We start from the raw sequence: 24,334 nt of genomic DNA, 5'->3' as shown, positions 1-24,334 counted from the left end.
CCTGGCTTTTGAGGCCAGTTTATCAGGCATTTTGTTGCGAAAAAACGGGGTGTGCTCGGAGGTCTCAGAATTTGCCGCATACTTCCGAAAACGCGGTCGATCTGGCTCTTGCTAAAACGATTTAGCAGCGTCGGGTAAGGTGTGGTTTCGCCATCGGGCGAACACTTTTAGCGCTTGGGACTTTATTTTTGGGCCTCGAAAGGTGGATTTCGCGCTTTTGGTAAAGAAATGGGTGCGTGTTTTGCCGTGTGCCGGCATTGACACAGAAAAAGGGCCCGGAAGGCGAAGCCTTCCGGGCCCTTTGCAATGCAAACATGCTTGCAAGTACGACTTAACGCACCTGAGCGACGTAAGCGACGTTGGTCGAGGAGACCTTGTCCTCGAGCTGGACGCTCATGCGGGGATCGCCGGCGGTAGCGACGGTCAAATCGCCAGCCTCGACGTAGCCGAGCTCCTTAGCGGTCTCGATCGCCTTGACGATCGTGCCGTTGACGGTGCCCTGGGTAATCTCGGCCTGGTGCGGGATAACGCCCCAGTACATGATCATCTGCTGGACGGCCCACTCGTGGCGGGAGAACGCGCAGATCGGCATGTTGGGGCGGAAGTGCGAGATCAGGCGAGCGGTACGACCGGTGGTCGTCGGCACGGTGATGCACTTGGCGCCAACGGTGGTGGCCATGTTCACAGCGGACATACCCACAACGTTGTTGACGACGCGGGTGCCGTGAGCATCGGCCGGAACCTCGAGCGGAGCGTGGGCCGGGAGGTACTTCTCGGTCTCGAGAGCAATGCTGGCCTGCATCTTGACGGCCTCGACCGGGTACTTACCGGCAGCGGACTCGCCGGACAGCATGACGGCGTCGGTGCCGTCATAAATGGCGTTAGCAACGTCGGCAACCTCGGCGCGCGTCGGGCGCGGGTTCTGCTGCATGGAGTCGAGCATCTGCGTAGCGGTGATGACGGGCTTGTAGGCCGCGTTGCACTTGGCGATGATCTCCTTCTGGATGTGCGGAACGAGCTCGGGCTTGATCTCGATGCCCAGGTCGCCACGGGCGACCATGATGCCGTCAGAAGCCTCGAGAATCTCGTCGAAGTTCTCGACGCCCAAGGCGCACTCGATCTTCGGGAAGATCGTCACGTGCTCGCCGCCGTTCTCGCGGCAAAGCTCGCGGATGCCGCGGACGGACTCGCCGTCACGGATGAAGGAAGCGGCGATGTAGTCGATGTTCTCGGTCAGGCCAAAGAGGATGTCCTGACGATCGCGCTCGGTGATGGCGGGCAGCGAGATGTTGACGTTGGGCATGTTGACGCCCTTGCGCTCGCCGATCAGGCCGTCGTTCTTAACGACGCAGGTCATGTCCTGGCCACTGACGGACTCGACCTCGAGGGCAACCAGGCCGTCATCGATCAGGATGAGGGAGCCCTTCTCGACCTCGGAGGGCAGAGCCAGGTAGTCGAGGGAGATGTGCTCAGCGGTGCCGTGGAAATCCTCGGACGTGGGCTGAGCGGTGACGACGATCTTATCGCCGGTCTTGACGGCAACCTTCTTGCCGTCGACCAGAAGGCCGGTGCGGACCTCGGGGCCCTTGGTGTCGAGCAGGATGCCGACAGGCAGACCGAGCTCCTTGGAAATACGGCGGACGCGCTCGATGCGACCGTGGTGCTCGTCGTAGGAGCCGTGCGAGAAGTTAAAACGGGCGACGTTCATGCCCGCCTTGATCATCTCGCGGATGGTCTCGTCGCTATCGCAGGCGGGACCCATGGTGCATACAATCTTAGTGCGCTTGTACATTCAGACCTCCATCTGACATCGTCTTGCGCTGATAGATAAACCATAAGAAATAAAACCGAGATGATTATAACGAAATGCCGACCGAATACCCCAAAAAATCGACCGTATGCCGAAATGGAAGTTCATTTTTTGCGGGAAAAACGGTATATGGAAAATCTTTACCAACCACTCCAACCGCTGCTATCTGGGCGATATGTCAGTTTGGCGATGTGCCGAAGAAAAAACGTTTTACCAATGTTGAGCATCACACGGTCTGCACCGTTGCGTGCGGACCATATTTCCAAACCGATTGTTTTGGCTAGACGCGTCGCTTTGGGGTACCATAGCTCCACTATCAACTGCCGCTCAGCACGGCAGCCTTGATGAGCCCTTGCCCTTCTCCTGGGAATTATGATCGGGCATCAATCTGCTGAGTGGCCCGAATCCCAGGAGGGGACTCTATATGCAAAAGGAATACCTGTCCGCCGCGGCGGAGGTGCTCAGCGACCAAGGTGTCGATGAGAACCTCGGCCTGAGCAACGACGAGGCGTCTTCGCGCCTTGCCAAGACAGGCCCTAACAAGCTCGAGGAAGCCGAGAAGACGCCGCTGTGGAAGCGTTTCTTTGAGCAGATGGCCGACCCCATGGTCATCATGCTGATCGTTGCCGCCGTCATCAGTGCGCTCACGGGCATGGTCAAGGGCGAGCCCGACTTTGCCGATGTTGCCATCATCATGTTCGTCGTTATCGTCAACTCGGTGCTGGGCGTGGTCCAGGAAGCCAAGAGCGAGGAGGCCCTCGAGGCCCTGCAGGAGATGAGTGCGGCGCAGTCCAAGGTGCTGCGCGACGGCAAGCTCGTGCACCTGCCGAGCGCCGAGCTCGTGCCCGGCGACGTGATCATGCTCGAGGCGGGCGACTCCGTCCCGGCCGACTGCCGCGTGCTCGAGAGCGCCACGATGAAGATCGAAGAGGCCGCGCTCACCGGCGAGTCCGTGCCCGTAGAGAAGCACGCCAACGTGATCGAGCTTGCCGCGGGCACCGATGACGTGCCGCTCGGCGACCGCAAGAACATGTGCTACATGGGTTCCACCGTGGTATACGGCCGTGGCCGCGCCGTCGTGGTCGGCACCGGCATGAACACCGAGATGGGTAAGATCGCCGGCGCCCTGGCCGAGGCCAAGGAGGAGCTCACGCCGTTGCAGGTGAAGCTCGCCGAGCTCAGCCGCATCCTTACCATTATGGTGATCGTCATCTGCGTCGTGATCTTTGGCGTTGACATCCTCCGCCACGGCGTGGGCAATGTCCTCACCGACCCGACTGCCCTGCTCGACACCTTTATGGTTGCCGTCTCGCTTGCCGTCGCCGCCATTCCCGAGGGCCTGGTCGCCGTCGTGACCATCGTCCTTTCGCTCGGCGTGACCAAGATGGCCAAGCGCCAGGCGATTATCCGCAAGCTCTCTGCCGTCGAGACCCTTGGCTGCACGCAGACCATCTGCTCCGACAAGACCGGTACCCTTACCCAGAACAAGATGACCGTCGTCAAGCACGAGCTCGCTGCGCCCAAGGAGAAGTTCCTGGCCGGCATGGCGCTGTGCTCCGATGCTCAGTGGGACGAGGAGCTGGGCGAGGCCGTGGGCGAGCCGACTGAGTGCGCGCTCGTCAACGACGCCGGCAAGGCGGGCCTCACTGGCCTGACTGCCGAGCATCCGCGCGTGGGCGAGGCCCCGTTTGACTCGGGCCGCAAGATGATGTCCGTGGTCGTCGAGACCCTGGATGGCGAGTACGAGCAGTACACCAAGGGTGCGCCCGACGTGGTGATCGGCCTGTGCACCCATATCTACGAGGGCGATAAGGTCGTCCCCCTGACCGAGGAGCGCCGCGCCGAGCTCGTGGCGGCCAACAAGGCCATGGCCGACGAGGCCCTGCGCGTACTGGCGCTGGCAAGCCGCACCTACACCGAGGTTCCCGACGACTGCAGCCCCGCTGCGCTCGAGCATGACCTGGTCTTCTGTGGCCTGTCCGGCATGATCGACCCGGTCCGTCCCGAGGTGGCCGACGCTATCCACGAGGCGCACGACGCCGGTATCCGCACCGTCATGATCACGGGCGACCACATCGACACCGCCGTGGCCATCGCCAAGCAGCTGGGCATCGTCGCCGATCGCAGCCAGGCCATCACCGGTGCCGACCTCGATCGCATGAGCGACGAGGAACTCGACGCGCACATCGAGGACTACGGCGTGTACGCCCGCGTCCAGCCCGAGCACAAGACACGCATCGTCGAGGCTTGGAAGTCGCGCGACCAGATCGTGGCCATGACGGGCGATGGCGTCAACGACGCCCCGTCCATCAAGCGCGCCGACATTGGCGTTGGTATGGGCATCACCGGTACCGACGTCACCAAGAACGTCGCCGACATGGTACTTGCCGATGACAACTTCGCTACCATCATCGGCGCCTGCGAAGAGGGTCGTCGCATCTACGACAACATCCGCAAGGTCATCCAGTTCCTGCTTTCGGCCAACCTTGCCGAGGTGTTCTCGGTGTTTATCGCCACGCTCATCGGCTTTACCATCTTCCAGCCGGTGCAGCTGCTGTGGGTGAACCTGGTCACCGACTGCTTCCCCGCGCTTGCGCTGGGCATGGAGGATGCCGAGGGCGACATCATGAAGCGCAAGCCGCGCAACGCCAAGGACGGTGTCTTTGCCGGACATATGGGTCTGGACTGCGTGGTCCAGGGCCTAATCATCACCGCGCTGGTGCTGGCGAGCTTCTTTGTGGGCGTGTACTTTGACATGGGCTACATCCACATCGCCGATATGATCGCCGGCAATGCCGACGAGGAAGGCGTGATGATGGCGTTCATCACGCTCAACATGGTCGAGATTTTCCACTGCTTCAATATGCGCAGCCGTCGTGCGTCGCTGTTCACCATGAAGAAGCAGAACAAGTGGCTGTGGGCTTCCGCCGCGCTGGCACTGGTGCTGACGGTGATCGTGACCGTGCAGCCGACGCTTGCCGAGATGTTCTTTGGCCCCGTGACGCTTGAGCTCAAGGGCGTTGTCGCTGCCCTGGGCCTGGCCTTCCTGATCATCCCGCTGATGGAGATCTACAAGGCGATCATGCGCGCGGTCGAAAAGGAGTAGGTCGAAAGGCCGTCCTTCCCACCGGCCCGACCGCCTGCGGGGTTTCTTCTTCGCTGGTCCTCGCGCTTCGCGCTGTGGGATCGCTCGGAAGAAACCCCTCCCGGCGGGCGGGCCTTCGGATAACCTCTCGGGACCATTAGCTGAGGGAAAGTATGTGAGTCGGTCGAGCACTTGCTCGACCGACTCTTTTTTGTGGGTAAAATACCTGCTCAGTTGTGTGGTTTTGTGCTGGGAGGCATCTGTGGGCAAGGCGAAGGCTAAGGCGAAGAAAAAGACGACGGGAGCGCGGGCTAAGCGCGATCGTCGTCGGAAGCTCGCGACCGAGGCTCCCGCGTCTGCCGAGGAGCTGCTGGCGAGCGTGCCGGGACTCGACGCGCTGCAGGACGTTCCGGCGTTTGATGACCTGCCGGTCGATGAAGCCCAGCAGACTGCCTTTGATGATTTTTGTGCACATGCCGAGGAGCCCGAGCAGATGCAGCTTGGCGCCGTGGTGCGCTTGGATCGCGGGTTTCCGCTGGTGGCGACTGCCGACGATACCTTCCGCGCCGAGCATGCCGTGGGGTTTGCCAAGTCGCGCGGCGAGGACGAGGTCCTGCTGCCTGCCGTGGGCGACCGTGTGGCGGTGCGCCGCGCTCCCGGGCACGATATGGGCGTGATTGAATGCGTACTGCCGCGCCGTACGAGCTTTGAGCGTTGGCGCGGCCGTGCCCGCGGGGAGCGTCAGGTGCTCTGCTCCAACGTGGATAGCGTGCTAATCGTGCAGGCGCTCGGTGCCGGCGAGGTGCTGCTCGACCGCGTGGCGCGCTCGCTGGTGTTGGCGCTCGACTGCGATGCCGAACCGGTGGTGGTACTCACCAAAGCTGACCGCTGCGATGCCGAGGAACTCGAGCGCGATCTGGACCGCGTGCGCCGCCTGGTGGGTCCGGACGTGCGCGTGATCGTGACGTCCTCTGCCGAGGGCCGCGGCCTGGACGAGGTCCGTGCCTGCGTGCCCGCCGGGAGCTGCGCCATGATTCTGGGCGAGTCGGGTGCCGGCAAGTCGACGCTGCTCAATGCGCTGCTGGGCCACGATACGTTGGCGACCGGCGGTGTGCGCGAACGCGACGATCAGGGCCGTCACACTACCGTCGCGCGCGTGATGGTGGCACTGCCGGGCGACGCCGGCGTGATCGCCGATGCCCCGGGCCTGCGCAGCCTGCCGCTCGTGGGTCACGAGCGGGGTCTGGCGCGCGCTTTCCCCGAGATTGTCGAGGCATCGCGCGCGTGCCGGTTTGGCGATTGCACGCATGTCCATGAGCCGGGCTGCGCCGTTCGCGAGGCCGAGGACGCCGGGCAGATCGATAGCCTGCGTCTGGAAACGTTCCAAAACCTGGCGTCATCCATGCGCGTGAGCGCTCAAATGCTCGATCCCGATGTCCATCTGTAATTGATTTTTCCTATGACAGCCGTCTCCCAACTGTTCGGGAGACGGCTTTTTTGCTGCGGAAAAGCCTCGAAACATGCAGTTTGCTGACGTGCTGACCAAAACCTTGCCACGAGCTTGACGGGCTGGTCAGCTTTTGGTCAGCGATTGGTTTGACATCGAAAACCAAGATTGCGATTGCGCCGCTTTGCACTCTGACCGCTCAGACAATGGTGGTACGGGCATTCGCCCGGCACTGCCATGAGAGGAGCGGCCGTGAACAAGAGCAAGCGCATCGCCATCAGTCTGGTCGCGGGCGTGCTCGCTGCTCTGCTCTGCATGGTTTACGGCTCGTCGATCCGCTCGCAAGCCGAACAGGTCCAGGCTGAGACCTTGGCCAAGTACGGTGGCGATCACGTCGAGGTATGCGTCGCGGCGCGCGATATCGATGTGGGCGAGACCCTCGATGAGACCAATGTCATAACCCAGGAATGGCTGACGAGCCTGCTGCCGCGTGACGCGGCGACCGAGCTGCGCCAGGTGCGCGGCGACGTGACGACTTCGCGTATTCCCAAAAACGCCGTGATCTGCAATGTCTACACCAAGGCCGAGAGCCGCAAGCTCGAGGTGCCTAAGGGCAAGGTCGCCGTTTCGGTGGCGGTCGATGCCGAGCACTCGGTCGGCGGTGCTACGGGCGTGGGCAGCTACGTGGATGTGTATGTGCAAAAAGACAGCGTGACCGATCGGCTGTGCGGCGCGTACGTGATCGATACCAGTGAGGATTCCGGTGCCACGCGCGAGGGCAAGATCGAATGGGTGACGCTGGCGGCTGACCCCGAAGACGTCAAGGAACTGCTGGGAGCCTCGGGCAAGGGAACGGTCAGCTTGACGATTCCCGCCACGGCGCGCGGCAAAAAGAGCGGAGGCGACGAGTGATGAAGGCGATCTGGCTTGCGTGCTGCGCGTGCGGCGATTACGGGCTGTTGCAGCGGGAAGTCGAGGGCCGTGATGCGGGTGCACAGGTGCTTCGCGTGGGTGACCTGGACGGGCTGGTTTCCATGGCGCGGGCGTTTCCGTCGCGCCGCGGGGCTGCCATCATCGCGGCGTCTCTGTTTGATACCGAAGATGTGCGCAAGACTGTTGCGCGCCTGACGGCCGAAGGCCGCGTGAGTCGCGTGGTCGTGTTGATAGAAGCGCTCGATCCGTCGGATATCGAGGGGCTGTTTCGCGCGGGGGCGACCGAGGTCATCGCTGCACACAGTATATGCGGCAACGGGCGCGCGGGCGAGGGAGCGGTTGATTCCGATCGGCGCATGACGATTGAGCCCGATGCTTTTGTTGATAGGGAACCCGGGGCGCCTCGCGCTACAAGAGGCCCGCGTGTTGATGATTATGGAAAAGCGGAAGCCGAGCATGGTCGGCGCCCCCGGAACCCCCTTGTATACGATGACGCTGGAGGGCCGGCGCAGCATGCTGGCGACTCCCCGGCAGTAGATATGGGATACGTGCACGGCGTGAATCTGGCGGATGAACTCGACGAAGTTGAGGGCCTTGCCGGGTGCGGCGAGTTGTCGCTGATGCAGCATGAGCAGATTGCGCAGAACGAGCCTGCCTCGCAGACCGAACAAGCAGCCATGCCGGCTTGGACGCAGCACGTGGTTGCGGCGGGGGAGACGGGGACGCTGTCACCGACGCCCGCCCCGCCGCCTCCGATGCCTCCGGCAGACGCTACCGCTCCGCCGCATCGAGCTCCAGTCATCTGCGCTATTTCGGGTTCGGGCGGTTGCGGCAAGTCGACGATCGTTGCCACCATGGCACACACATCGTCGCTGTTGGGCTTGCGTGCCGCCGTGCTCGACCTGGACCTGATGTTTGGAAACCTTTACGACTTGTTAGGCGTCGATGCTCCGCGCGATATGGCGGCACTTATCGAGCCGTCGGCGGCGGGCATGCTCACCGAGCCGGATATCGTAGCCGCTTCGATGCGCGTGGCGCCGGGCGTTACGCTCTGGGGTCCCGTCGCGGCGCCCGAGCAAGCCGAGCTCATGGCACGTCCGGTGGAGCTACTGCTTGATGTTCTGCGTCGCGAATCCGACGTGGTCTTTATCGATACCTCGGTCTTTTGGGGCGACGCCGTGGCGGCTGCGGTGGCGGCGAGCGACCGTTGCCTGGTCGTTGGCGATGCGGCGGTGTCGTCCGCGGCATCGGCATCGCGCGTCATTGAACTGGCAGGTCGAGTAGGTGTGCCGCGCACGCGCATGAGCGCCGTGTTCAACCGGTTCGGTGCGCGCGGGGCAGACGAGGACGTCGCCATGCGCTTTGAGATTGCCTGTGCGTTAAGCTCCAAGATTCGTATCGCCGATGGCGGGCAGGATCTCGCCGCGCTCATGGCGTTTGGGCGCGCTGACGAGGCAGTGGGGCAGACCAGCGCTTTTGCGACTAGCGTGCGCGAGGCCACGCGCGAGATGCTCGTGGAACTGGGGTGCGCCGTCGGCCCTTGGAGCGATATGGTCGCCGACCGTGCAACGCGCACCGAACGCCCACGTATCCGCCTTCCCTGGTCGCGCGAGGGTGATCAGCGATGAGCCTGCAAACGAGGATTAAGGCTGCCGGCGCTGCGGCGGCGGCAGCGCCTGTAGATGTGGGGCGTCGCCGCGCCGTGAAACGACGCACCAAGCGCGCCGTGATGGACCGCATGGGTTACGACGAAGTGGCGCGTATCAGCGCCTATATCGACCCGGCACTTGCCCGCTCGGAATTGCGTCCTGCGGTGGAGGCGGCGCTCAATGTTGAGGAGCCGACCGATCTCGCGACGCCCGAGCGCGAGACCATCATCGACGAGATTTTGGATGACGTGGTGGGCTTGGGGCCGTTGCAGCCGCTCATCGAGGACGACACCGTTACCGAGATCATGATCAACGGCTGCCGCTCGGCTTTCTTTGAACGCGGCGGCGTCTTGTACCCCATCGAGCATGCGTTTGAGGATGATGAGCAGATCCGTGTGCTTATCGACCGCATTATCTCGCCACTTGGCCGCCGTATCGACGAGCGCAGCCCCATCGTCAACGCCCGCCTCAAAACGGGCTATCGCGTCAACGCGGTGATTCCGCCTGTGGCGATTGACGGACCGATTCTCACCATCCGAAAGTTCTCGGACCGTATCTGCTCGCTGGACGAGCTCGTGGGGTTGGGATCGCTGCCGCTTTGGTATGCGCAGCTGCTGTCGTGTGCGGTGTCGCTGCGACAGGACCTGGCGGTTGCGGGAGGCACGGGATCTGGTAAGACCACCCTGCTCAACGCGTTGTCATGTGAGATTTCCACCGGCGAGCGCATCGTGACGATCGAGGACTCTGCCGAGCTCAAGTTTGCGCATCATCCGCACGTGGTGCGCCTAGAGGCGCGCGAGGCTTCAATTGAGGGCGAGGGCGCGGTGACGATCCGCGACCTGGTAACTAATGCCCTACGCATGCGCCCCGACCGCATCGTGGTGGGCGAGGTGCGCGGTGCCGAGTGCTGCGACATGTTGCAGGCCATGAACACGGGCCACGACGGGTCGCTCACCACACTTCATGCGGGTTCAGAACAGGAGACCGTGGTGCGTCTGACGTTGCTTGCACGTTATGGCATCGATCTGCCGAGCGAGCTCATCGAGGAGCAGATTGCCATGGCGCTCGACGGCATCGTGATGTCCGAGCGCCACGCCGATGGCAGGCGTTTCGTCTCCTCGTATTCGGGGGTGCGACGCGCCGCATCGGGTGGCGTAGAGCTCGAGCGCTATGTGACGTTCGATGCCGCCGAGCGCACCTGGACGCTTGACCGCGAGCCGCCGTTTATCGCAGAAGGCCTGCGGTCGGGGACGCTCACACAAGAGGAGGTGGACGAATGGAGATCACTGTGCCCCTCGTCGTAGGGGGCTTGGCAGGGCTTTCTGTCGCGACGGCGTGCGGAGTGGAACCTCGTGTGCCGCAGGTACCGCCGGCGGAGCTGGCACGTCAGGCGCTCGAGACGGTGGCAGAGAAGCTGCCGCGTGAGCTGGTGGAAAACGATCTGCTGAAAAAGATCGCCCGTTCGTGGGCATCGCTGGCTCCGGCGCATCGCCTTGGCCTCGTGATCGAAGATGCTTCGGGACGTTTGGCGTTTCTGCTGCTATCGAGCGGTGTCTGCTGCGTTTTACTAACGATGGTGTCGTTATCGCCCCTCGGATTTGCCTCGGGACTTGTTGCTCCGTTTGCCGTTGGTGCCGCTTGGGATGGCTTTGAGAGCCGGCGCGAGCAACACGATGCAGAAGAGGCAATGCCCGAGGCGTTTACCGCACTTTCCATGTCGCTTGCCTCGGGACATTCGCTGGCCCAGGGCATGCGCTTTGTGGGCGCTCATGCGCAAGAGCCAGTGCATACCGAGTTTTTGCGGGTGGCGGCGGCGATCGATTGCGGCATCTCGGCGACCGACGCGCTCGATGACTTGCTCGTGCGTATCGACGCCCCCGGTCTTTCGCTTGTGACCTTGGCGCTTAAGGTGTCTCAGCGCACCGGCGCTCCGCTTGCCGACTTACTGTCCGAGGCGTCGAGCATGGTGGGGGAGCGCATTGAGCTCAAGCGCCGCCTGGATGTTAAGACGTCGCAGGCTCGCATGTCTGCGCATATGGTCGCGGCGATGCCGGCGGGCATGTGCGCGGTGTTGGCGCTGCTTTCGGCAGATTTTCGTCGCGGTCTTGCGACGCCTGCCGGCGCGGGCGCTGTGGTGCTGGGTCTTGCCCTCAACGCCGTTGCCCTGGTGGTTATCCGGCGCATTATGCGGGTGGAGCTATGAGCGCCCCGGTTGCAGTTGCGGCTTGCCTGTGCGCCCTGAGTGTATTTGTCGCGACGGGTTTGGATCGGGCGGATGCACGCAAGATCGCAGGTACCTGCAAGCGCGAGGCAGTGCTGGTCGCTGCTGCGGGTCGCTCGGTGGCCGATGCCCTGACCGCGCGAGTGAAGGGCGCGGTTGGGGCGGGCGGCCCGGCGCGAGTGTCGCTCGGCGAAGTGTCCGAGATGATCGATGTTGTTCGCTTGGGTCTTTCGGCCGGTCTTTCGTTTGATGCGGCGCTTGAGATTTTCTGCGCCAACTGCCGGTCAGTGCTGGCTCTTCGCCTTGAGCGGGCCCGCATGGCGTGGCAGGTGGGCGTGGGCACGCGTGAGGACGAGTTGTTGGCCGCCGCGCGCGACCTGGACGTGCGAGCGCTCGAGACCTTTGCCATCACGGTGGGGCAGGCGCTCGCCCTGGGTGCCCCACTTGCCGAGACGCTGGCCGCTCAAAGTCGCGAGATCCGTGCAGCTCATCGCGCCGCGGTTGAGCGCGAGATCGAGCGTGCGCCCGTCAAGCTGCTGATTCCCACCGGCACGCTCATCTTGCCGGCGTTGCTTCTGTCCATATTGGGCCCGCTGCTGGGAGCAGGCGGGATGATGTAGGGAGGAATACATGAACACGATGGTCGAAGTTGCTGACAAGGCTTGGAACTGGGCTTTTTGCCGGGCGATCCGCGCTCGCCAGCATGCCAGGGAACTGTTGCAGGAGGAGAGCGCGCAGGGTACCACCGAGTACGCCATTTTGGTGGGCGTGCTTGTGGTGATCGCGATTATTGCCATCGTTGCATTTAAAGGCAAGGTTAAAGAGCTATGGGATGCGATCAGCGAGGGCATCAACAGCCTGTAGAGGGCGAGCGCCCCGTCGGGGTGCTGCTGGTGTTTGCTTGCCTGATCGTGGCAATAGCGGCGGTGCTTTGGGGGCTTAACGCCGCGCGGCAGCAGCGTCCTGGGGCCGCCTTCGACTCGGGCTCAGATTCGGCGGTGGCGTCTCAAAAAGATGAGACGCGAGATGCGGACGATTCGGATGTCGCTGTCACGGCGCAAACCTTTCTGCGGACGCTCGACAAGCGGTCTGCCACTGCGACGGATTCGCCTGAGGGCAACGCGATTGCGGTCCGGCTTGCATGGTCCGAGGACCGACCGATGACCGAGGCAGCGGCGGATATGTTACGCGCCTACCGCGAGGTGCCAACGGCCCAGCTCACCCTGAGCGGCTATCTCGATATTAAGGGCAACGTATGGGGCGCCATCGTGCGCGATGGACGCGGCTGGGTCGATATGGTGACGGTTGCTGCGGATGTCGGCGATGCCTCGTGCCGCCTGCGCGTGATCCGCCTGAGCCCGCAGGCATCGAACTCAAAGGAGGGGTCGTGAAATGCATGACGTCCTGCGCGAGGAATCTGCCCAGGCGACGGTCGAATACGCTATCGTCACGGTGGCGCTGCTTTCCATCGTGCTGGCGATCGCGGGACTTTGGCGTGCTGGCACCGAAGGGCGCTTGGCGGCGCTGGTCGAGCGGGCGGCATCCCGTGGCGTTGCCTCGACGTCGGTTATCGACGCCGCTGCGGGCGCTAAGGACATCGCGTTGTATTGATATCGCGCGTGAGGACCGGGCGCAGTCTACGGTCGAGGCCGCTTTTTTGCTGCCGACGTTTCTGACGCTCATCCTTCTCGCGCTGCAACCGGTGTGCCTGCTCTATACGCGCGCGGTCATGGAGTCTGCCGCCGCCGAGACCGCGCGGCTCATGACCACGACGACGGCGGAGGACGATGATCTTAAGGAGTTCACCCGCCGCCGGCTTGCCGCAGTGCCCAACGTTTCGATCTTTCATGCCGGCGGGCCGTTGTCGTGGGATATCGAGCTTGGCCGGGCCGGTGCGGGTGGCGTCTCGTCCGTGTCCGTTTCCGGCGAGGTCAAGCCGTTGCCTGTGATCGGTGCGTTTGCGCAGGCTATGGGTGGTACAGCCGAGGGCGGCTACGTTGAGCTCAAGGTCAATGTCTCGTATCAATCGCGTCCCGAATGGCTGGAGGGAGATTATGATTCGTGGATTGCTGCATGGGATTAAGCGTTTCTGGTCTAGACGCGTTTTGACGCGCCGTCCGAGCTGCCATCGCAAACGAGGCGGCTTTATGGGTCGAGCCGGTGTCGACCTGTTTATCGAAGACGGTGCCTACACCACGCTTTCCTCTGCCGTGGTCATCCTAGTGGTGCTCACGTTGTTGTTTTCGTCAACCGCGGCGATATGGAGCATGTCGCGTGCCGGGGATACCCAGATGGCGGCCGATAGCGGCGCGCTGGCGGGTGCCAACGTAGTGTCGTCCTATCACACGGCTGCCACGGTGGTTGATGCGAGTATCTTGAGTCTGGGGCTGGCGGGGTTTGCCACGATCGGGACGGGCCTGGTCGCCATCCTCATCCCGGGTGCCGAGCCGGTTGCTGGCAATATGGTCGACACCGGGATTGGGATCATTAAAACGCGCAACAAGTTTGCCAAAAGCGCATCGGAAGGCTTACAGAAAATCGAGACGGCTCTGCCGTATCTGGTTGCCGCGCGAGCTACACAGGCGGTGTCGGCGCAGGATACCGATAGCGTGAGCTATACCGGTACGGCGCTTGCCGTGCCCAGGACATCCGAGTCCGATTTCGTTGCGCTCGAGGGGTCCGAGATCTCGACCGATGCTATTAAAGACACGTCAGATGATTTAGAGCTCGCAGCCAAAAAGTTGAAGGAGGCTTCTGAAGATACGGCGAAAGCAAAAGAGCGCGCCTGGCTTGCGGACTGCGGCGGGTCGGACAAGGGCACGATTGGTAGCCGTTCGTGCATGTGGGAGCGCGCGAAGAAGCTGGCGTCGCTGCCGGGCGAGCTCAACCCACATTACGCATCGAGCGTCACGTGGGAGCCCCAGGTGGCGCTTGACCGAGCGAGAACATATTACCGTCAGCGCCTGGCAAATGAGAAACCGCTCGGCATCAGTGTTGAGATGCAGGCGGAGTCTGCCGCTCGAAAGGCGTTCTATCGGTATGCCGGTGAAGAGCTCGGGCGTGCCTCCATCGTGGACGACGGCACGAGCGTCGTCGCGGACCTGCCGCTGCTGCCGCGCAATGCGGACGAGGTCAGGGCGAGCGATCTTTATACCGATGCCGCGTGGCCGACGAGCAGCAATGACGGCAAGACGTACATCCATTATGGAACTGGCTGCCCAAACTATAAAAAGGGAGCGCCGGGAGGACTGTCATCGGTTGCTGACTTTGACGGGAGAGAAGCATGCGACCGCTGCCATTTTGGAGTCAAGACACTGGGTGCCGTCGCCGCTCCTTCTACATCGATCGAAAACGGCTTCGAGTATCACTTTGACAAGTTCAAAGACGCCATGGAAGACTACGCCGAATGCCGCAACAAAGAGCTTGAGCTCGAGCGACAGACCGAAGGCGAGGCCGATCGCGCGGGAAGCGCATTCGATCAGGCCATTCAAGCGCTTTCGGGTGAGCGTCCGCGTATCGCGCCGCCCGGTCGCAACGGCGTGGTCGCCCTTGCGGTTTCGGGCGATATGACCAGCCCCGATCAACTTAACTCCTCGTTTAACACGGCGGTTGAGCTTGGCAGTCGCGGTGCCATCTCTGCCGCGGTGCTGGCGCCCGATGAGGCGACGGCGCAAAACAACGTGCTTTCGCGATTTTTCTCGACATTGAAGGAACGCTCGGGCGGCGTTGCCGGCGTGCTCGACGGCGTCATGGATGTTTGGGGACGGCTGCTCGTAGGATACGGTGATATCCAAGGTTCGGCCGACGAACTTATGGACGAGATGATTAAAGACCTAGGAGGGGGCGGCGGCGCGTTGGGCTCCATCGCATCGTGGCTCGGCGATACCGTTTCGGCGTCCGTGGCGGCGCTGGGTTTGGAACCGTGCGACTTGCGCCTGCGAAAGCCGGTGCTGACCGATTCCGCCAACGTCATTAAGAGTCCGGGGTCTGACATTGCTGGTCTCTCTCAAGCGCAAGACAAGCTGCGAGGTATTCCGTTGGGCGTGACCGATCCCAAGGCGCTTTGCGAGGCGTTGGAATATCAAGTCGAACGCACCATTAGCGGTACGGTGTTCACGCTTGCGGAGATTCCTCTGCCCGGCGGCGGCTCCATCCCACTCACCGTCGATGTCGCCACGCTGGTTGGTGCTCTGGGCGGTGGGTCGTAATGAGTATCCGCATGCGTCTGCGTGAGGAGCGCGCCCAAGCGACGGTGGAGATGGCAGTGGTTACGCCCGTTTTGCTGGTGCTGGCACTCATCGTGTACAACGTCATGATCTTTGCCAGCGCTGTCGCGCGCTTCGACCGCGTGGTGCCCGACATCGTGTTGGCGCACGCCGTGGCGTCGGAGGGGGAGGGCGACGAAAGCTCTGCCGATGCCTCGGCGACGGTTCAGACACAAATTCTGAATGCCATGGAAGGCTATGACTTGCAGATCGAAGTGTCGAGCGAGCAAGGCGCGGAGGAATCGGATGGTGGCCTGCTCTCCCTATCCGGTACGTTTAGGACCTACACCTGCACCATGCACTATGAGCCGTGGCCGACTTCTCTCAGCATCGCTGGCGTTCCGCTGGGGGCGCCGACAACGTTGTCGCACGAGCGCGCGGTGACGGTCGATCCATGGCGTCCGGGGGTGGTCATGTGACCGCGGTCTCGTCCTACATCGCTTACGCGCGGGCACTCAACAGGCTGGGTTGGACGCCGGCCGAGTTTGCGGTGGCGGAGTCGTTCGTCGTGCGCCTGCTCGGCATGCTGGGACGGCGTCCGGTTGCCGCCAACGGCCTGCCGCTCGTCATGGCGTTTCCGCACTGTTCCTCGGTCCACACGTGTTTTATGGCCTATCCCATCGATATCGCCTTTATCGACCGCAACGGCAACATCCTCGCACGCTATGAAAACGTCCGTCCGTGGCGCATGTGCTCTCACCCGTGCGCCTGGGCCGTACTGGAACGTCCCTCAATCCTCGCCTCGCTCCCTGCCCTCCAACAAGTGCCGGCGTAAGAATTGGCGACAGCGGACTTTCGTCATACGAAATTGGGTAAGATGGAGGAGAAGATGCATGGATGTTGAGATCCATCCCAACGCTGAAAAGCACCTGACGGAAAAGCAGGTGCTTAGCGCCTGGCTTGCGGTTACTGAGTGCATTCGTCGCGAGTCGAAGGACGAGCCGCCGAGATGGCTTGCGATTGGATGGCTCCCAGACGGACGAAGCGTGGAGCTTGTCGCGGTCGAGCTTGTCCGTGGGTGGCTTATCATTCATGCCTTGTCTCCAGTCCAGAAGAAATTTTGGCAGGAGATTGAACAGACTCGGCAAAGGGGTCGATGATGGGCAAGACGTATACGGCCGCTAATGGTCAGGTTGTAACGGATGAAATGATTGACGCGTGGTGCAAGTCGTACGAGCGCGGAGAGTTTCCGGATGGCGAACACACCGTTGGCGGGATTGTGCATGGACGGCCCCCACTCTCAGGTGAGGGGACGGCAACGCTGTCGGTCAAGATTCCTCTGGGAATGAAGGAGGCCATTCGTCGACGGGCGGCTGCCGAGGGGATGACGCCAAGTGAGTTTGCCCGTGCGGCTCTGAGTGAAAAACTTCTTGCTGCCGGCTGATGCCTCTGACGTGCCGATTTATAGAACTGAGGCTGTGCTCAAAAACTTTTTTAAAATTCTCGGTTGACCGGAACGCGTCCTTGGTTATACTAATCAAGCCTTGAAACAAGGCACACCTCAAATGGCTGGGTAGCTCAGTTGGTAGAGCAGAGGACTGAAAATCCTCGTGTCAGGGGTTCGATTCCCTTCCCCGCCACCTTGAATTGACCAGGACCTCTGCAAAGGGGTCCTTTTCTTTTATGCAGACCCCACATGGAATCGAACCCCGTGAGGGCGCGGAGCTGAGTAAACGCGTAAGCGTTTGCCAGCGCAGCTCGCAAGGCGCGCAAGCGCCGCAGCGGTCCGTCCGCGCAGCGCGCGGACGCGATTCCCTTCCCCGCCACCTTGAATTGACTAGGACCTCTGCAAAGGGATCCTTTTCTTTTATGTAGTCCCCTGCGGAAAGCGCATCCCAGACATTCCTCCCGCTTTTGCGTCACTTTTCAGACCATTCGGTCGCCTGTCCGCACGCGCGGGTATACTCAAAACGATACTTTTCCTATGCAATACGATGCGGGCTCGACCTGCACGATCCGAAGGGGGCAGTGATGGAGAGGATACTCGGCGTTAATCTCTCTGGCTGGTTTATTCCCGAGCCTTGGGTGACCCCGTCGCTGTATGCGGCGACCGGCGCATCCAACGCGGCTGAGCTACAGGAGGCCATGGGCACCGCCGCCTATAACGAGCGCATGCGCCGTCATTACGAGACGTTTGTGAGCGAGGACGATTTTCGCCGTATGGCGCAGATCGGCCTCAACGCCGTGCGCCTGCCGGTGCCTTGGTATGCCTTTGGCTCACAGGAGTCCGATGCCTCCTACATCTCGGTTGTCGACTACATCGACCGCGCGATTGAGTGGGCTGCCAAGTACAACATTCGCGTGCTGCTTGACCTGGCAACTGTGCCCGGTGGTCAGGGCGATTCCAACGATTCGCCCACCACGCCGGAGGCTGTTGCCGAGTGGCATTCGTCCACTAACGGCCGCCATGTCGCACTCGACGTGCTCGAGCGTTTGGCCGATCGCTACGGTGAGGCCGAGAGCCTGCTGGGCATTGAGCTGCTTGACACGCCGCAGATGAGCGTCCGCAAGAGCCTCTTTACCATGACGGATGGCATTCCTGCTCACTACCTGCGCAACTTCTATCGCGATGCTTACGAGCTCGTCCGTTCGTATATGCCCGAGGATAAAATCGTCGTCTTCTCGTCTTCGGGGTATCCCAGCGAGTGGAAGCATTTTATGCGCGGCACCAAGTACAAGAACGTCTACATGGACCTTCACCTGTACCATTACCGTGACGAGTATGCACTCGACATCACGAGCCCCCGCGGGCTGACGACGGCGATTTCGCGTAACAAGCGCGAGCTTAAAGAAGCGATTTCGACGGGGTTCCCCGTGCTGGTGGGCGAATGGTCGGGTGCGGCGATCTTTGCCAACTCGTCGGTTACGCCCGAGGGCCGCAATGCCTACGAGCGCGTGTTCATCGCCAATCAGCTGGCATCGTTTGCGCCGGCTGCTGGTTGGTTCTTCCAAACGTGGAAGACCGAGAAGCGTATTGCGGCATGGGATGCCCGCGCGGCGCTCGGTACGCTCGAGCGCGGCATGATTGAATAGGTTGATATGACGCAAAACAGCGCCCATACGGGCAAACTCTATGTGGTCGGCACACCCATCGGCAACTTGGGAGACCTGTCCCCGCGCGTTGGCGAGGCGTTTGCCGCCGCCGATGCCATCTGCTGCGAAGACACGCGTGTGACGTCAAAGCTGCTAATGCACCTGGGTATCTCCAAGCCGCTTGTCCGTTGCGACGAGAATGTGATCGCCAGCCGCGCCGCCGGCCTGGTCGACCGTCTGCTGGCGGGGGAAACCCTCGCCTTTGCCTCGGACGCCGGCATGCCGAGCGTGTCCGATCCCGGCCAGGCGCTGGTCGAGGCAGCGCGTGAGGCCGATGTACCCGTCGAAGTTATCCCCGGGCCCTCTGCTTGCGTCACGGCGCTCGTTTCGTCCGGCATTCCCTGCGAGCAATTTTTCTTTGAGGGCTTTTTGGGCCGCAAGCACGGTGACCGCGTGCGCCGTCTGCAGCGCCTTGCCGTGGTGCCCGGCGCGCTCATCTTCTACGAGTCTCCACATCGCATCGTGGCGACGCTCGAGGCTGTGGCCGAGGTCTTTCCCCAGCGTGAGGTTGCCGTCTGCCGCGAACTCACCAAGCTACACGAGGAGGTCTTGCGTGGGCCCGCCGCCCAGCTTGCCGAGGAGTTGCGTGCTCGTGGCGAGGTAAAGGGCGAGATTGCGCTGGTCATCGCGCCGCCGAGTGAGGACGAGGAGGCCGGCATCGTGCCGGCTGGCGCTGCGGCGGCAGATCCCGACGAGGCCCTGCGCGAGGATATCCGCGCCGCGCTTGAGGAGGGGGAGCCCGCCTCTGCGGTGGCCAAGCGCCTGTCTCAGAAGTATTCGCGCCGCAAGCGCGATGTCTATGCCATGGTGCTCGATATGCAATAGATGGAGGATATCCAGCCCTTGCGCTAGAATCATCCCCTGTATGCAACGTTTTTCTGGAGGACTAACCCCATGGATCAAAGCAAGCCTTCGTTCTTTATCACGACGCCCATCTACTACGTCAACGCCGATCCGCACCTGGGCACGGCTTATTCCACCATCATCGCCGACGTCCAGGCTCGTTATCGCCGCTCTGCCGGCTACAACGTCAAGTTCCTGACCGGTATGGACGAGCATGGCGAGAAGGTCGCCGAGGCTGCAGCCAAGCACAACATGACGCCGCAGGAGTGGACCGACAGCCAGGCTCCGCACTTCAAGGAGTTGTGGAACAAGCTCGAGATCTCCAACGATGACTTCATCCGCACCACCGAGCCGCGCCAGCATCATGCCGTACAGTACCTGTGGGAGCGCATGAAGGAGTCCGGCTACCTGTATAAGGGCAGCTACGATGGTTGGTATTGCGTGCCCGACGAGACCTACTTCACCGATACGCAGGTCCAGAAGGGTGACGAGGAGTACGGCAGCGTCGGTCAGCACCTGTGCCCCGATTGCCACCGTCCGCTTGAGCGCGTGCAGGAGGAGTCTTACTTCTTTAAACTTTCCGCCTTCCAGGACAAGCTGCTCAAGCTCTATGACGAGCACCCCGACTTTGTTGAGCCTGCGTTCCGCATGAACGAGGTGCGCAGCTTTGTCGAGGGCGGCCTCAACGATCTTTCCGTGAGCCGCACGAGCTTTGACTGGGGCATTCAGGTTCCGTTTGATGAGGGCCACGTGACCTACGTGTGGTTCGACGCCCTGCTCAACTATATGACGGCTGTCGGCTACGGTGTCGACACCGACGAGGCCCGTGCCGAGCTGGCCTATCGCTGGCCCGCGCAGTTCCACATCGTGGGCAAGGACATCATCCGCTTCCACTGCGTCATTTGGCCCGCCATGCTCATGGCCATCGGCGAGGCCCTGCCCGAGCATGTCTTTGCCCACGGCTTCCTGACCGTGCGCAACGCCGAGACCGGCAAGGCCGAGAAGATGTCCAAGAGCCGCGGCAACGCCATCGCTCCGCAGGACGTCATCGACATGCTGGGTGTCGAGGGCTATCGCTATTACTTCATGACCGACGTGGTGCCCGGCACCGACGGCGCCATCAGCTTCGATCGCATGGAGCAGGTCTACAACGCCGACCTGGCCAACAGCTGGGGCAACCTTATCTCGCGTTCGCTCAACATGAGCGGCAAGTACTTTGACGGCTGCGCGCCCGCCAAGCCCGCATCGTTCGATGCGTTCGACAACCCGCTGGCAAAGATTGCCGATGGCCTGGTTGAGCGCTATATGGCCAAGATGGACGTGCTCGATTACGGTGGAGCCAAGGACGAGGTCATGGAGCTCATCCACGCCGCCAACCATTACATCGAGGACTCCGAGCCTTGGGCGCTTGCCAAGGACGAGGCCAAGGCTGACGAGCTCGCGTTTGTGATCTACAACCTGCTCGAAGCTATCCGCATCGCCGCCCACCTGCTGATGCCGCTCATGCCTCAGACTTCTGCCGAGGCCCTGCGCCGTCTGTCCTGCGAGGACGAGGCCGCAAGCGACGATCTCAAGGGCATTTGCGCTTGGGGTCTGCTTGCCGGCGGCGCTCCCGTCGAGAAGGGCGAGCCGCTGTTCCCGCGTCTGGGTTAAGACGCCGCGCGCCATATCGGCAATTCGCAGTTTAGGTGTAAGGGCATGGCCGCAACGGTCCATGCCCTTTTGCTTCGAGACGCCGCCACCATGCTAAGGAGGCAACTATGACAACTTCGCCTTTGGCAAACCCCACGGCAACAAGGGAGCTGCTGGAGGAGTTTGGCCTTGCGACCAAGCATCGCCTGGGCCAGAACTTCCTGATCGACAACCATGTGATTGAGCGCATTTGCGAACTTTCCGAGCTTGCGGGCGATGAGCGCGTGCTCGAGGTTGGCCCGGGTGTTGGCACGCTCACGCTTGCGTTGCTGCAGGAAGCGGCGTGCGTTACGTCCATTGAGGCCGATCCTGAGCTCGAACCGGTGCTCGATGCCCATGCCGCCGACTATGCCAACTTCCGCTTTATTATGGGCGATGCGCTCAAGGTGGACCCGGAGCAGATTGAGCAGGCTGCTGGCGGCGAGCCCACGGTATTTGTCGCGAACTTGCCCTATAACGTGGCAGCGACGATCATTCTGCAGTTCTTCCAGACGATGCCCGCGCTCAAGCGTGCCGTCGTCATGGTGCAAAAGGAGGTTGCCGATCGCATTGCCGCGACGCCGGGCAACAAGACCTATGGCGGCTATACGGCAAAGCTCGGCCTGTATACGCAGGTGACGGGTCGCTTTGAGGTGCCGCCGCGCTGCTTTATGCCGGCGCCGCATGTGGACTCAGCCGTCGTGCGCATCGACCGCGTTGAAGGCGTGGTGCCCGAAGGACTCGATCGCGAGTTTGTAGCCCGTGTGATTGACGCCGCATTTGCTCAGCGTCGCAAGACTATCCGCAATTCCATGAGTGCTAACGGCTTTGCCAAGGACGTGCTCGATGCCGCCTTTGAGGTTTGCGGTATCGCGCCGACCACGCGAGCCGAGACACTCGATGTTGCCGACTTTGTCCGTCTGGCCCAGGAGCTCATCCATGATGCCTAATGCCGAACGTGTGACGTTTACCAAGAAAAAGAAAACGGTCGCCTGTCCGGAGCCGCTGGCGCCGCTTGCTGACACTCATGCGCACCTGCTTTCGTTTTGGGGCAAGGAAGTGCCCGAGACGCTCGCGCGCGCTAAAGCCGCGGGCGTCGACCTGTTGGTGACGATCTTCGACCCCATTGCCGATAAGCGCAGTGTGGCGGACTATAGCGACTGGCTAACGCACGAGATTCTGCCAATGCAGAATATTCCGCAGATTAAATATCTTGCCGGCGTGCATCCGTATGGCGCGCCGGACTATACCGACGATGTTCACGCACAGGTCGTTGCCGCACTCGATGACCCCTTATGCGCAGGTATTGGCGAAATCGGCCTGGACTACCACATGGACTATGACGACGATATCGCGCCGGCGCCCCATAACGTGCAGATTGACTGCATGGCGCGCCAGCTCGAGCTTGCCGTGTGCCGTAACGTGCCGGTGGAGCTGCATCTGCGTCACGAGGACACGGACCAGGAGCGTACCTCGCACGTGGACGCCTACAACGTGCTTCGTGAGGTGGGCGTGCCCCAGGCCGGTTGTGTGCTGCACTGCTTTGGCGAGGACCGCGCCACGATGGAGCGCTTTGTGGGTTTGGGCTGCTATATCGCCTATGGCGGCGCGGCCACCTTTAAGCGCAACGATGACGTGCGCGAGGCATTTGCGGCGACCCCGCTCGATCGCATTTTGTTCGAGACGGATTGCCCGTATATGGCGCCGGAGCCCATTCGAGGTCTTGAGTGCGAGCCGGCAATGATTTCAATCACGGCAAACACGCTGGTCAACGACCGTGTCGATCGCACTGGTGAGGACGCCGAAACAATCGCGCAAGCCGCTTGGGAAAATGCTTGCAAACTTTTTCAAAAATAGTTCTTGCGTTCACGGTGGCGCTCCGTTATTCTAATTCCTGCACGCGGGCGTGGCGGAATTGGCAGACGCGTACGGTTCAGGTCCGTATGGGGGCAACCCCATGAAGGTTCAAGTCCTTTCGCCCGCACCATTGAATGAAAGAGCTCCCAGCAATGGGAGCTTTTTTGTTACGGGCCGTTTTTGGCAGATTTGACCTATCGATTTCGCGCGGTAGATGCCCCTGCGGTCAAAAAGTGGCAAATATGAGTACTGGCACGAAAATAGAGACATTTCACGAAGCCATTTTTGCTCATTTTACGCAACAGATGTACGCTAATTTGACTCAATCATGAGACGAAATGAAGTAATTTCGATAGACTTCGGGTTCAAAGAGGCGATTTTGACCCAAATACGCTGTTACTAAACTGGTAACAGTACTCATATTTGGTCTTTTTTGACCACGGGTCCTCTTGTTGGTGTTACACAGCTGCTTCGTGCGGGTATCCTAGTCCCAACGTGTGCCTATCAGAGGAGAGACCATGCTGTTATCCGGTATCACCGCTGCCCTTACGAGCCTTCTACTTCCCATCATCATCTTGCTGCTCCTGCTTCCCAACGCCTGCTATGTCGTTGAACAGCAGCATGCTGTGATCATCGAGCGCCTGGGCAAGTTCAACCGCATCGTCAACGCGGGCTTTCACATGAAGATACCCGTGATCGACCGCAAGGCCGCCACGGTGAGTCTACGCACCATGAAAAACGGATTTGGCATCGACGTTAAGACCCAGGACAACGTGACCATCGGCCTTGAGATCTCCGCTCAATATCACGTGAGCTATGACATGGGTGCTGGCCCGGCGGATTCGGGCATCTACAAGAGCTACTATATGCTGCAGGAGCCCGTCGACCAGATGCGTGACTTCATCACCGATGCCCTGCGCTCTTCGATTCCCGTCTACACACTCGATGAGGTCTTTGCCAAGAAGGATGACATCGCCAAGGATGTCAACGCTACCGTTTCCGAGCAGATGGCCGCCTACGGCTTCACCCTCGTGTCGACGCTCATTACCAAGATCGCTCTGCCGACCGAGGTTGAGAACTCCATGAACGACATCAACGCCGCCCAGCGCAAGCGCGCTGCGGCGCAGGAGCTCGCCGAGGCCGACCGCATCAAGCGCGTCACCGAGGCGACCGCCGAGGCCGAGGCGATGGAAAAGGCGGGCGAGGGCATCGCCAACCAGCGCAAGGCCATCGCGCTGGGCATCAAGGATTCGCTCGAGATCATCCAGGAGACGGGCGTCGGTAACGACGAGGCCAACCAGCTGTTCATGTTTACGCAGTGGACCGAGATGATGACGGAGTTCGCACGTACGGGCAAAAACTCGACGGTCGTGTTGCCGAGCGACTTCTCGCAGTCGGCCTCTATGTTCGAGCAGATGCTGACCGCCGGCAAAGTTCAAAACGGTTCGAAGGAGTAGGCA

23 protein-coding genes and 2 tRNA genes are annotated in these 24,334 nt (G+C 61.6%); 24 read left to right on the top strand and 1 reads right to left on the bottom strand.

Annotated elements, in window-relative coordinates:
• Positions 1-331: 331 nt before the first annotated feature.
• The gene (gene pyk / locus DXC79_RS00390; protein ID WP_117634311.1) at positions 332-1,792 is read right to left on the bottom strand and encodes a pyruvate kinase; all 1,461 of its coding nucleotides are present in this window, start codon (positions 1,790-1,792) and stop codon (positions 332-334) included.
• Between the two features lie 442 nt (positions 1,793-2,234).
• Between pyk and DXC79_RS00385 the strand changes: the two genes are divergently transcribed.
• The 24 genes from DXC79_RS00385 (at position 2,235) to DXC79_RS00275 (ending at position 24,331) form a co-directional block, all read left to right on the top strand.
• Positions 2,235-4,916: a cation-translocating P-type ATPase gene (locus DXC79_RS00385; RefSeq protein WP_117634309.1), complete on the top strand. Its 2,682-nt coding sequence runs from the start codon at positions 2,235-2,237 to the stop codon at positions 4,914-4,916.
• 472 nt (positions 4,917-5,388) lie between these two features.
• On the top strand, positions 5,389-6,342 hold the full coding sequence (gene rsgA, locus DXC79_RS00380) for a ribosome small subunit-dependent GTPase A (RefSeq protein ID WP_197032776.1): 954 nt from the start codon (positions 5,389-5,391) through the stop codon (positions 6,340-6,342).
• A 252-nt stretch (positions 6,343-6,594) separates the two neighbouring features.
• Positions 6,595-7,254 carry a Flp pilus assembly protein CpaB gene (gene cpaB / locus DXC79_RS00375; RefSeq protein WP_233502901.1) on the top strand — a complete coding sequence of 220 codons (660 nt, stop codon included), beginning with the start codon at positions 6,595-6,597 and terminating at the stop codon, positions 7,252-7,254.
• A complete protein-coding gene (locus DXC79_RS00370; protein WP_117628993.1) occupies positions 7,254-8,903 on the top strand; it encodes a P-loop NTPase in 1,650 nt (549 codons plus the stop codon). Before cpaB ends, DXC79_RS00370 begins: the two co-directional genes overlap by 1 nt.
• Positions 8,900-10,228 carry a CpaF family protein gene (locus DXC79_RS00365; protein ID WP_117634305.1) on the top strand — a complete coding sequence of 443 codons (1,329 nt, stop codon included), beginning with the start codon at positions 8,900-8,902 and terminating at the stop codon, positions 10,226-10,228. The genes DXC79_RS00370 and DXC79_RS00365 overlap by 4 nt, the downstream gene beginning before the upstream one ends.
• Positions 10,201-11,127 carry a type II secretion system F family protein gene (locus tag DXC79_RS00360; RefSeq protein ID WP_117634303.1) on the top strand — a complete coding sequence of 309 codons (927 nt, stop codon included), beginning with the start codon at positions 10,201-10,203 and terminating at the stop codon, positions 11,125-11,127. The genes DXC79_RS00365 and DXC79_RS00360 overlap by 28 nt, the downstream gene beginning before the upstream one ends.
• Positions 11,124-11,765, top strand: a complete 642-nt coding sequence (locus DXC79_RS00355; protein ID WP_117634301.1) for a type II secretion system F family protein — start codon at positions 11,124-11,126, stop codon at positions 11,763-11,765. The genes DXC79_RS00360 and DXC79_RS00355 overlap by 4 nt, the downstream gene beginning before the upstream one ends.
• Positions 11,766-11,775: 10 nt before the next feature.
• The gene (locus tag DXC79_RS00350) at positions 11,776-12,009 is read left to right on the top strand and encodes a hypothetical protein (protein WP_117634299.1); all 234 of its coding nucleotides are present in this window, start codon (positions 11,776-11,778) and stop codon (positions 12,007-12,009) included.
• Entirely contained in the window at positions 11,973-12,536 is a 564-nt protein-coding gene (locus DXC79_RS09970; protein WP_147327459.1) for a hypothetical protein, read from the top strand. The genes DXC79_RS00350 and DXC79_RS09970 overlap by 37 nt, the downstream gene beginning before the upstream one ends.
• A gap of 1 nt (position 12,537) precedes the next feature.
• Positions 12,538-12,756, top strand: coding sequence for a hypothetical protein (locus DXC79_RS10125; protein ID WP_233502900.1), 219 nt, complete (start codon positions 12,538-12,540; stop codon positions 12,754-12,756).
• Positions 12,692-13,228 carry a TadE/TadG family type IV pilus assembly protein gene (locus DXC79_RS10120; protein WP_118098040.1) on the top strand — a complete coding sequence of 179 codons (537 nt, stop codon included), beginning with the start codon at positions 12,692-12,694 and terminating at the stop codon, positions 13,226-13,228. The genes DXC79_RS10125 and DXC79_RS10120 overlap by 65 nt, the downstream gene beginning before the upstream one ends.
• A gap of 64 nt (positions 13,229-13,292) precedes the next feature.
• A complete protein-coding gene (locus DXC79_RS00335) occupies positions 13,293-15,353 on the top strand; it encodes a hypothetical protein (protein ID WP_117634295.1) in 2,061 nt (686 codons plus the stop codon).
• Positions 15,353-15,829: a TadE/TadG family type IV pilus assembly protein gene (locus DXC79_RS00330; protein WP_117634293.1), complete on the top strand. Its 477-nt coding sequence runs from the start codon at positions 15,353-15,355 to the stop codon at positions 15,827-15,829. Before DXC79_RS00335 ends, DXC79_RS00330 begins: the two co-directional genes overlap by 1 nt.
• Positions 15,826-16,185: a DUF192 domain-containing protein gene (locus tag DXC79_RS00325; protein WP_233502120.1), complete on the top strand. Its 360-nt coding sequence runs from the start codon at positions 15,826-15,828 to the stop codon at positions 16,183-16,185. The genes DXC79_RS00330 and DXC79_RS00325 overlap by 4 nt, the downstream gene beginning before the upstream one ends.
• 58 nt (positions 16,186-16,243) lie before the next feature.
• Positions 16,244-16,510 carry a hypothetical protein gene (locus DXC79_RS00320; protein WP_117634289.1) on the top strand — a complete coding sequence of 89 codons (267 nt, stop codon included), beginning with the start codon at positions 16,244-16,246 and terminating at the stop codon, positions 16,508-16,510.
• On the top strand, positions 16,510-16,794 hold the full coding sequence (locus DXC79_RS00315) for a ribbon-helix-helix domain-containing protein (protein WP_117634287.1): 285 nt from the start codon (positions 16,510-16,512) through the stop codon (positions 16,792-16,794). The genes DXC79_RS00320 and DXC79_RS00315 overlap by 1 nt, the downstream gene beginning before the upstream one ends.
• 123 nt (positions 16,795-16,917) lie before the next feature.
• A tRNA-Phe gene (locus DXC79_RS00310) sits at positions 16,918-16,990 on the top strand.
• A 391-nt stretch (positions 16,991-17,381) separates the two neighbouring features.
• Complete coding sequence (locus DXC79_RS00305) at positions 17,382-18,443, top strand: glycoside hydrolase family 5 protein (protein WP_117634285.1); 1,062 nt, start codon at positions 17,382-17,384, stop codon at positions 18,441-18,443.
• A gap of 6 nt (positions 18,444-18,449) precedes the next feature.
• Entirely contained in the window at positions 18,450-19,328 is an 879-nt protein-coding gene (gene rsmI, locus DXC79_RS00300; RefSeq protein ID WP_117634283.1) for a 16S rRNA (cytidine(1402)-2'-O)-methyltransferase, read from the top strand.
• 69 nt (positions 19,329-19,397) lie between these two features.
• Positions 19,398-20,999, top strand: a complete 1,602-nt coding sequence (gene metG, locus DXC79_RS00295) for a methionine--tRNA ligase (protein WP_117634281.1) — start codon at positions 19,398-19,400, stop codon at positions 20,997-20,999.
• A 107-nt stretch (positions 21,000-21,106) separates the two neighbouring features.
• Positions 21,107-21,967, top strand: coding sequence for a 16S rRNA (adenine(1518)-N(6)/adenine(1519)-N(6))-dimethyltransferase RsmA (gene rsmA / locus DXC79_RS00290; protein WP_117634279.1), 861 nt, complete (start codon positions 21,107-21,109; stop codon positions 21,965-21,967).
• Complete coding sequence (locus DXC79_RS00285; protein WP_117634277.1) at positions 21,957-22,874, top strand: TatD family hydrolase; 918 nt, start codon at positions 21,957-21,959, stop codon at positions 22,872-22,874. Before rsmA ends, DXC79_RS00285 begins: the two co-directional genes overlap by 11 nt.
• Positions 22,875-22,917: 43 nt before the next feature.
• Positions 22,918-23,004, top strand: a tRNA-Leu gene (locus DXC79_RS00280).
• Positions 23,005-23,392: 388 nt separating this feature from the next.
• Positions 23,393-24,331 carry an SPFH domain-containing protein gene (locus DXC79_RS00275; protein ID WP_117634274.1) on the top strand — a complete coding sequence of 313 codons (939 nt, stop codon included), beginning with the start codon at positions 23,393-23,395 and terminating at the stop codon, positions 24,329-24,331.
• The last annotated feature ends 3 nt before the right edge of the window (positions 24,332-24,334 follow it).

The organism is Collinsella sp. TF08-11AT (genome assembly GCF_003437035.1).
GTDB lineage: Bacteria > Actinomycetota > Coriobacteriia > Coriobacteriales > Coriobacteriaceae > Collinsella.
The sequence above is the reverse complement of the archived record's forward strand: the minus strand, read 5'-3'. Positions and strand labels throughout refer to the sequence as shown.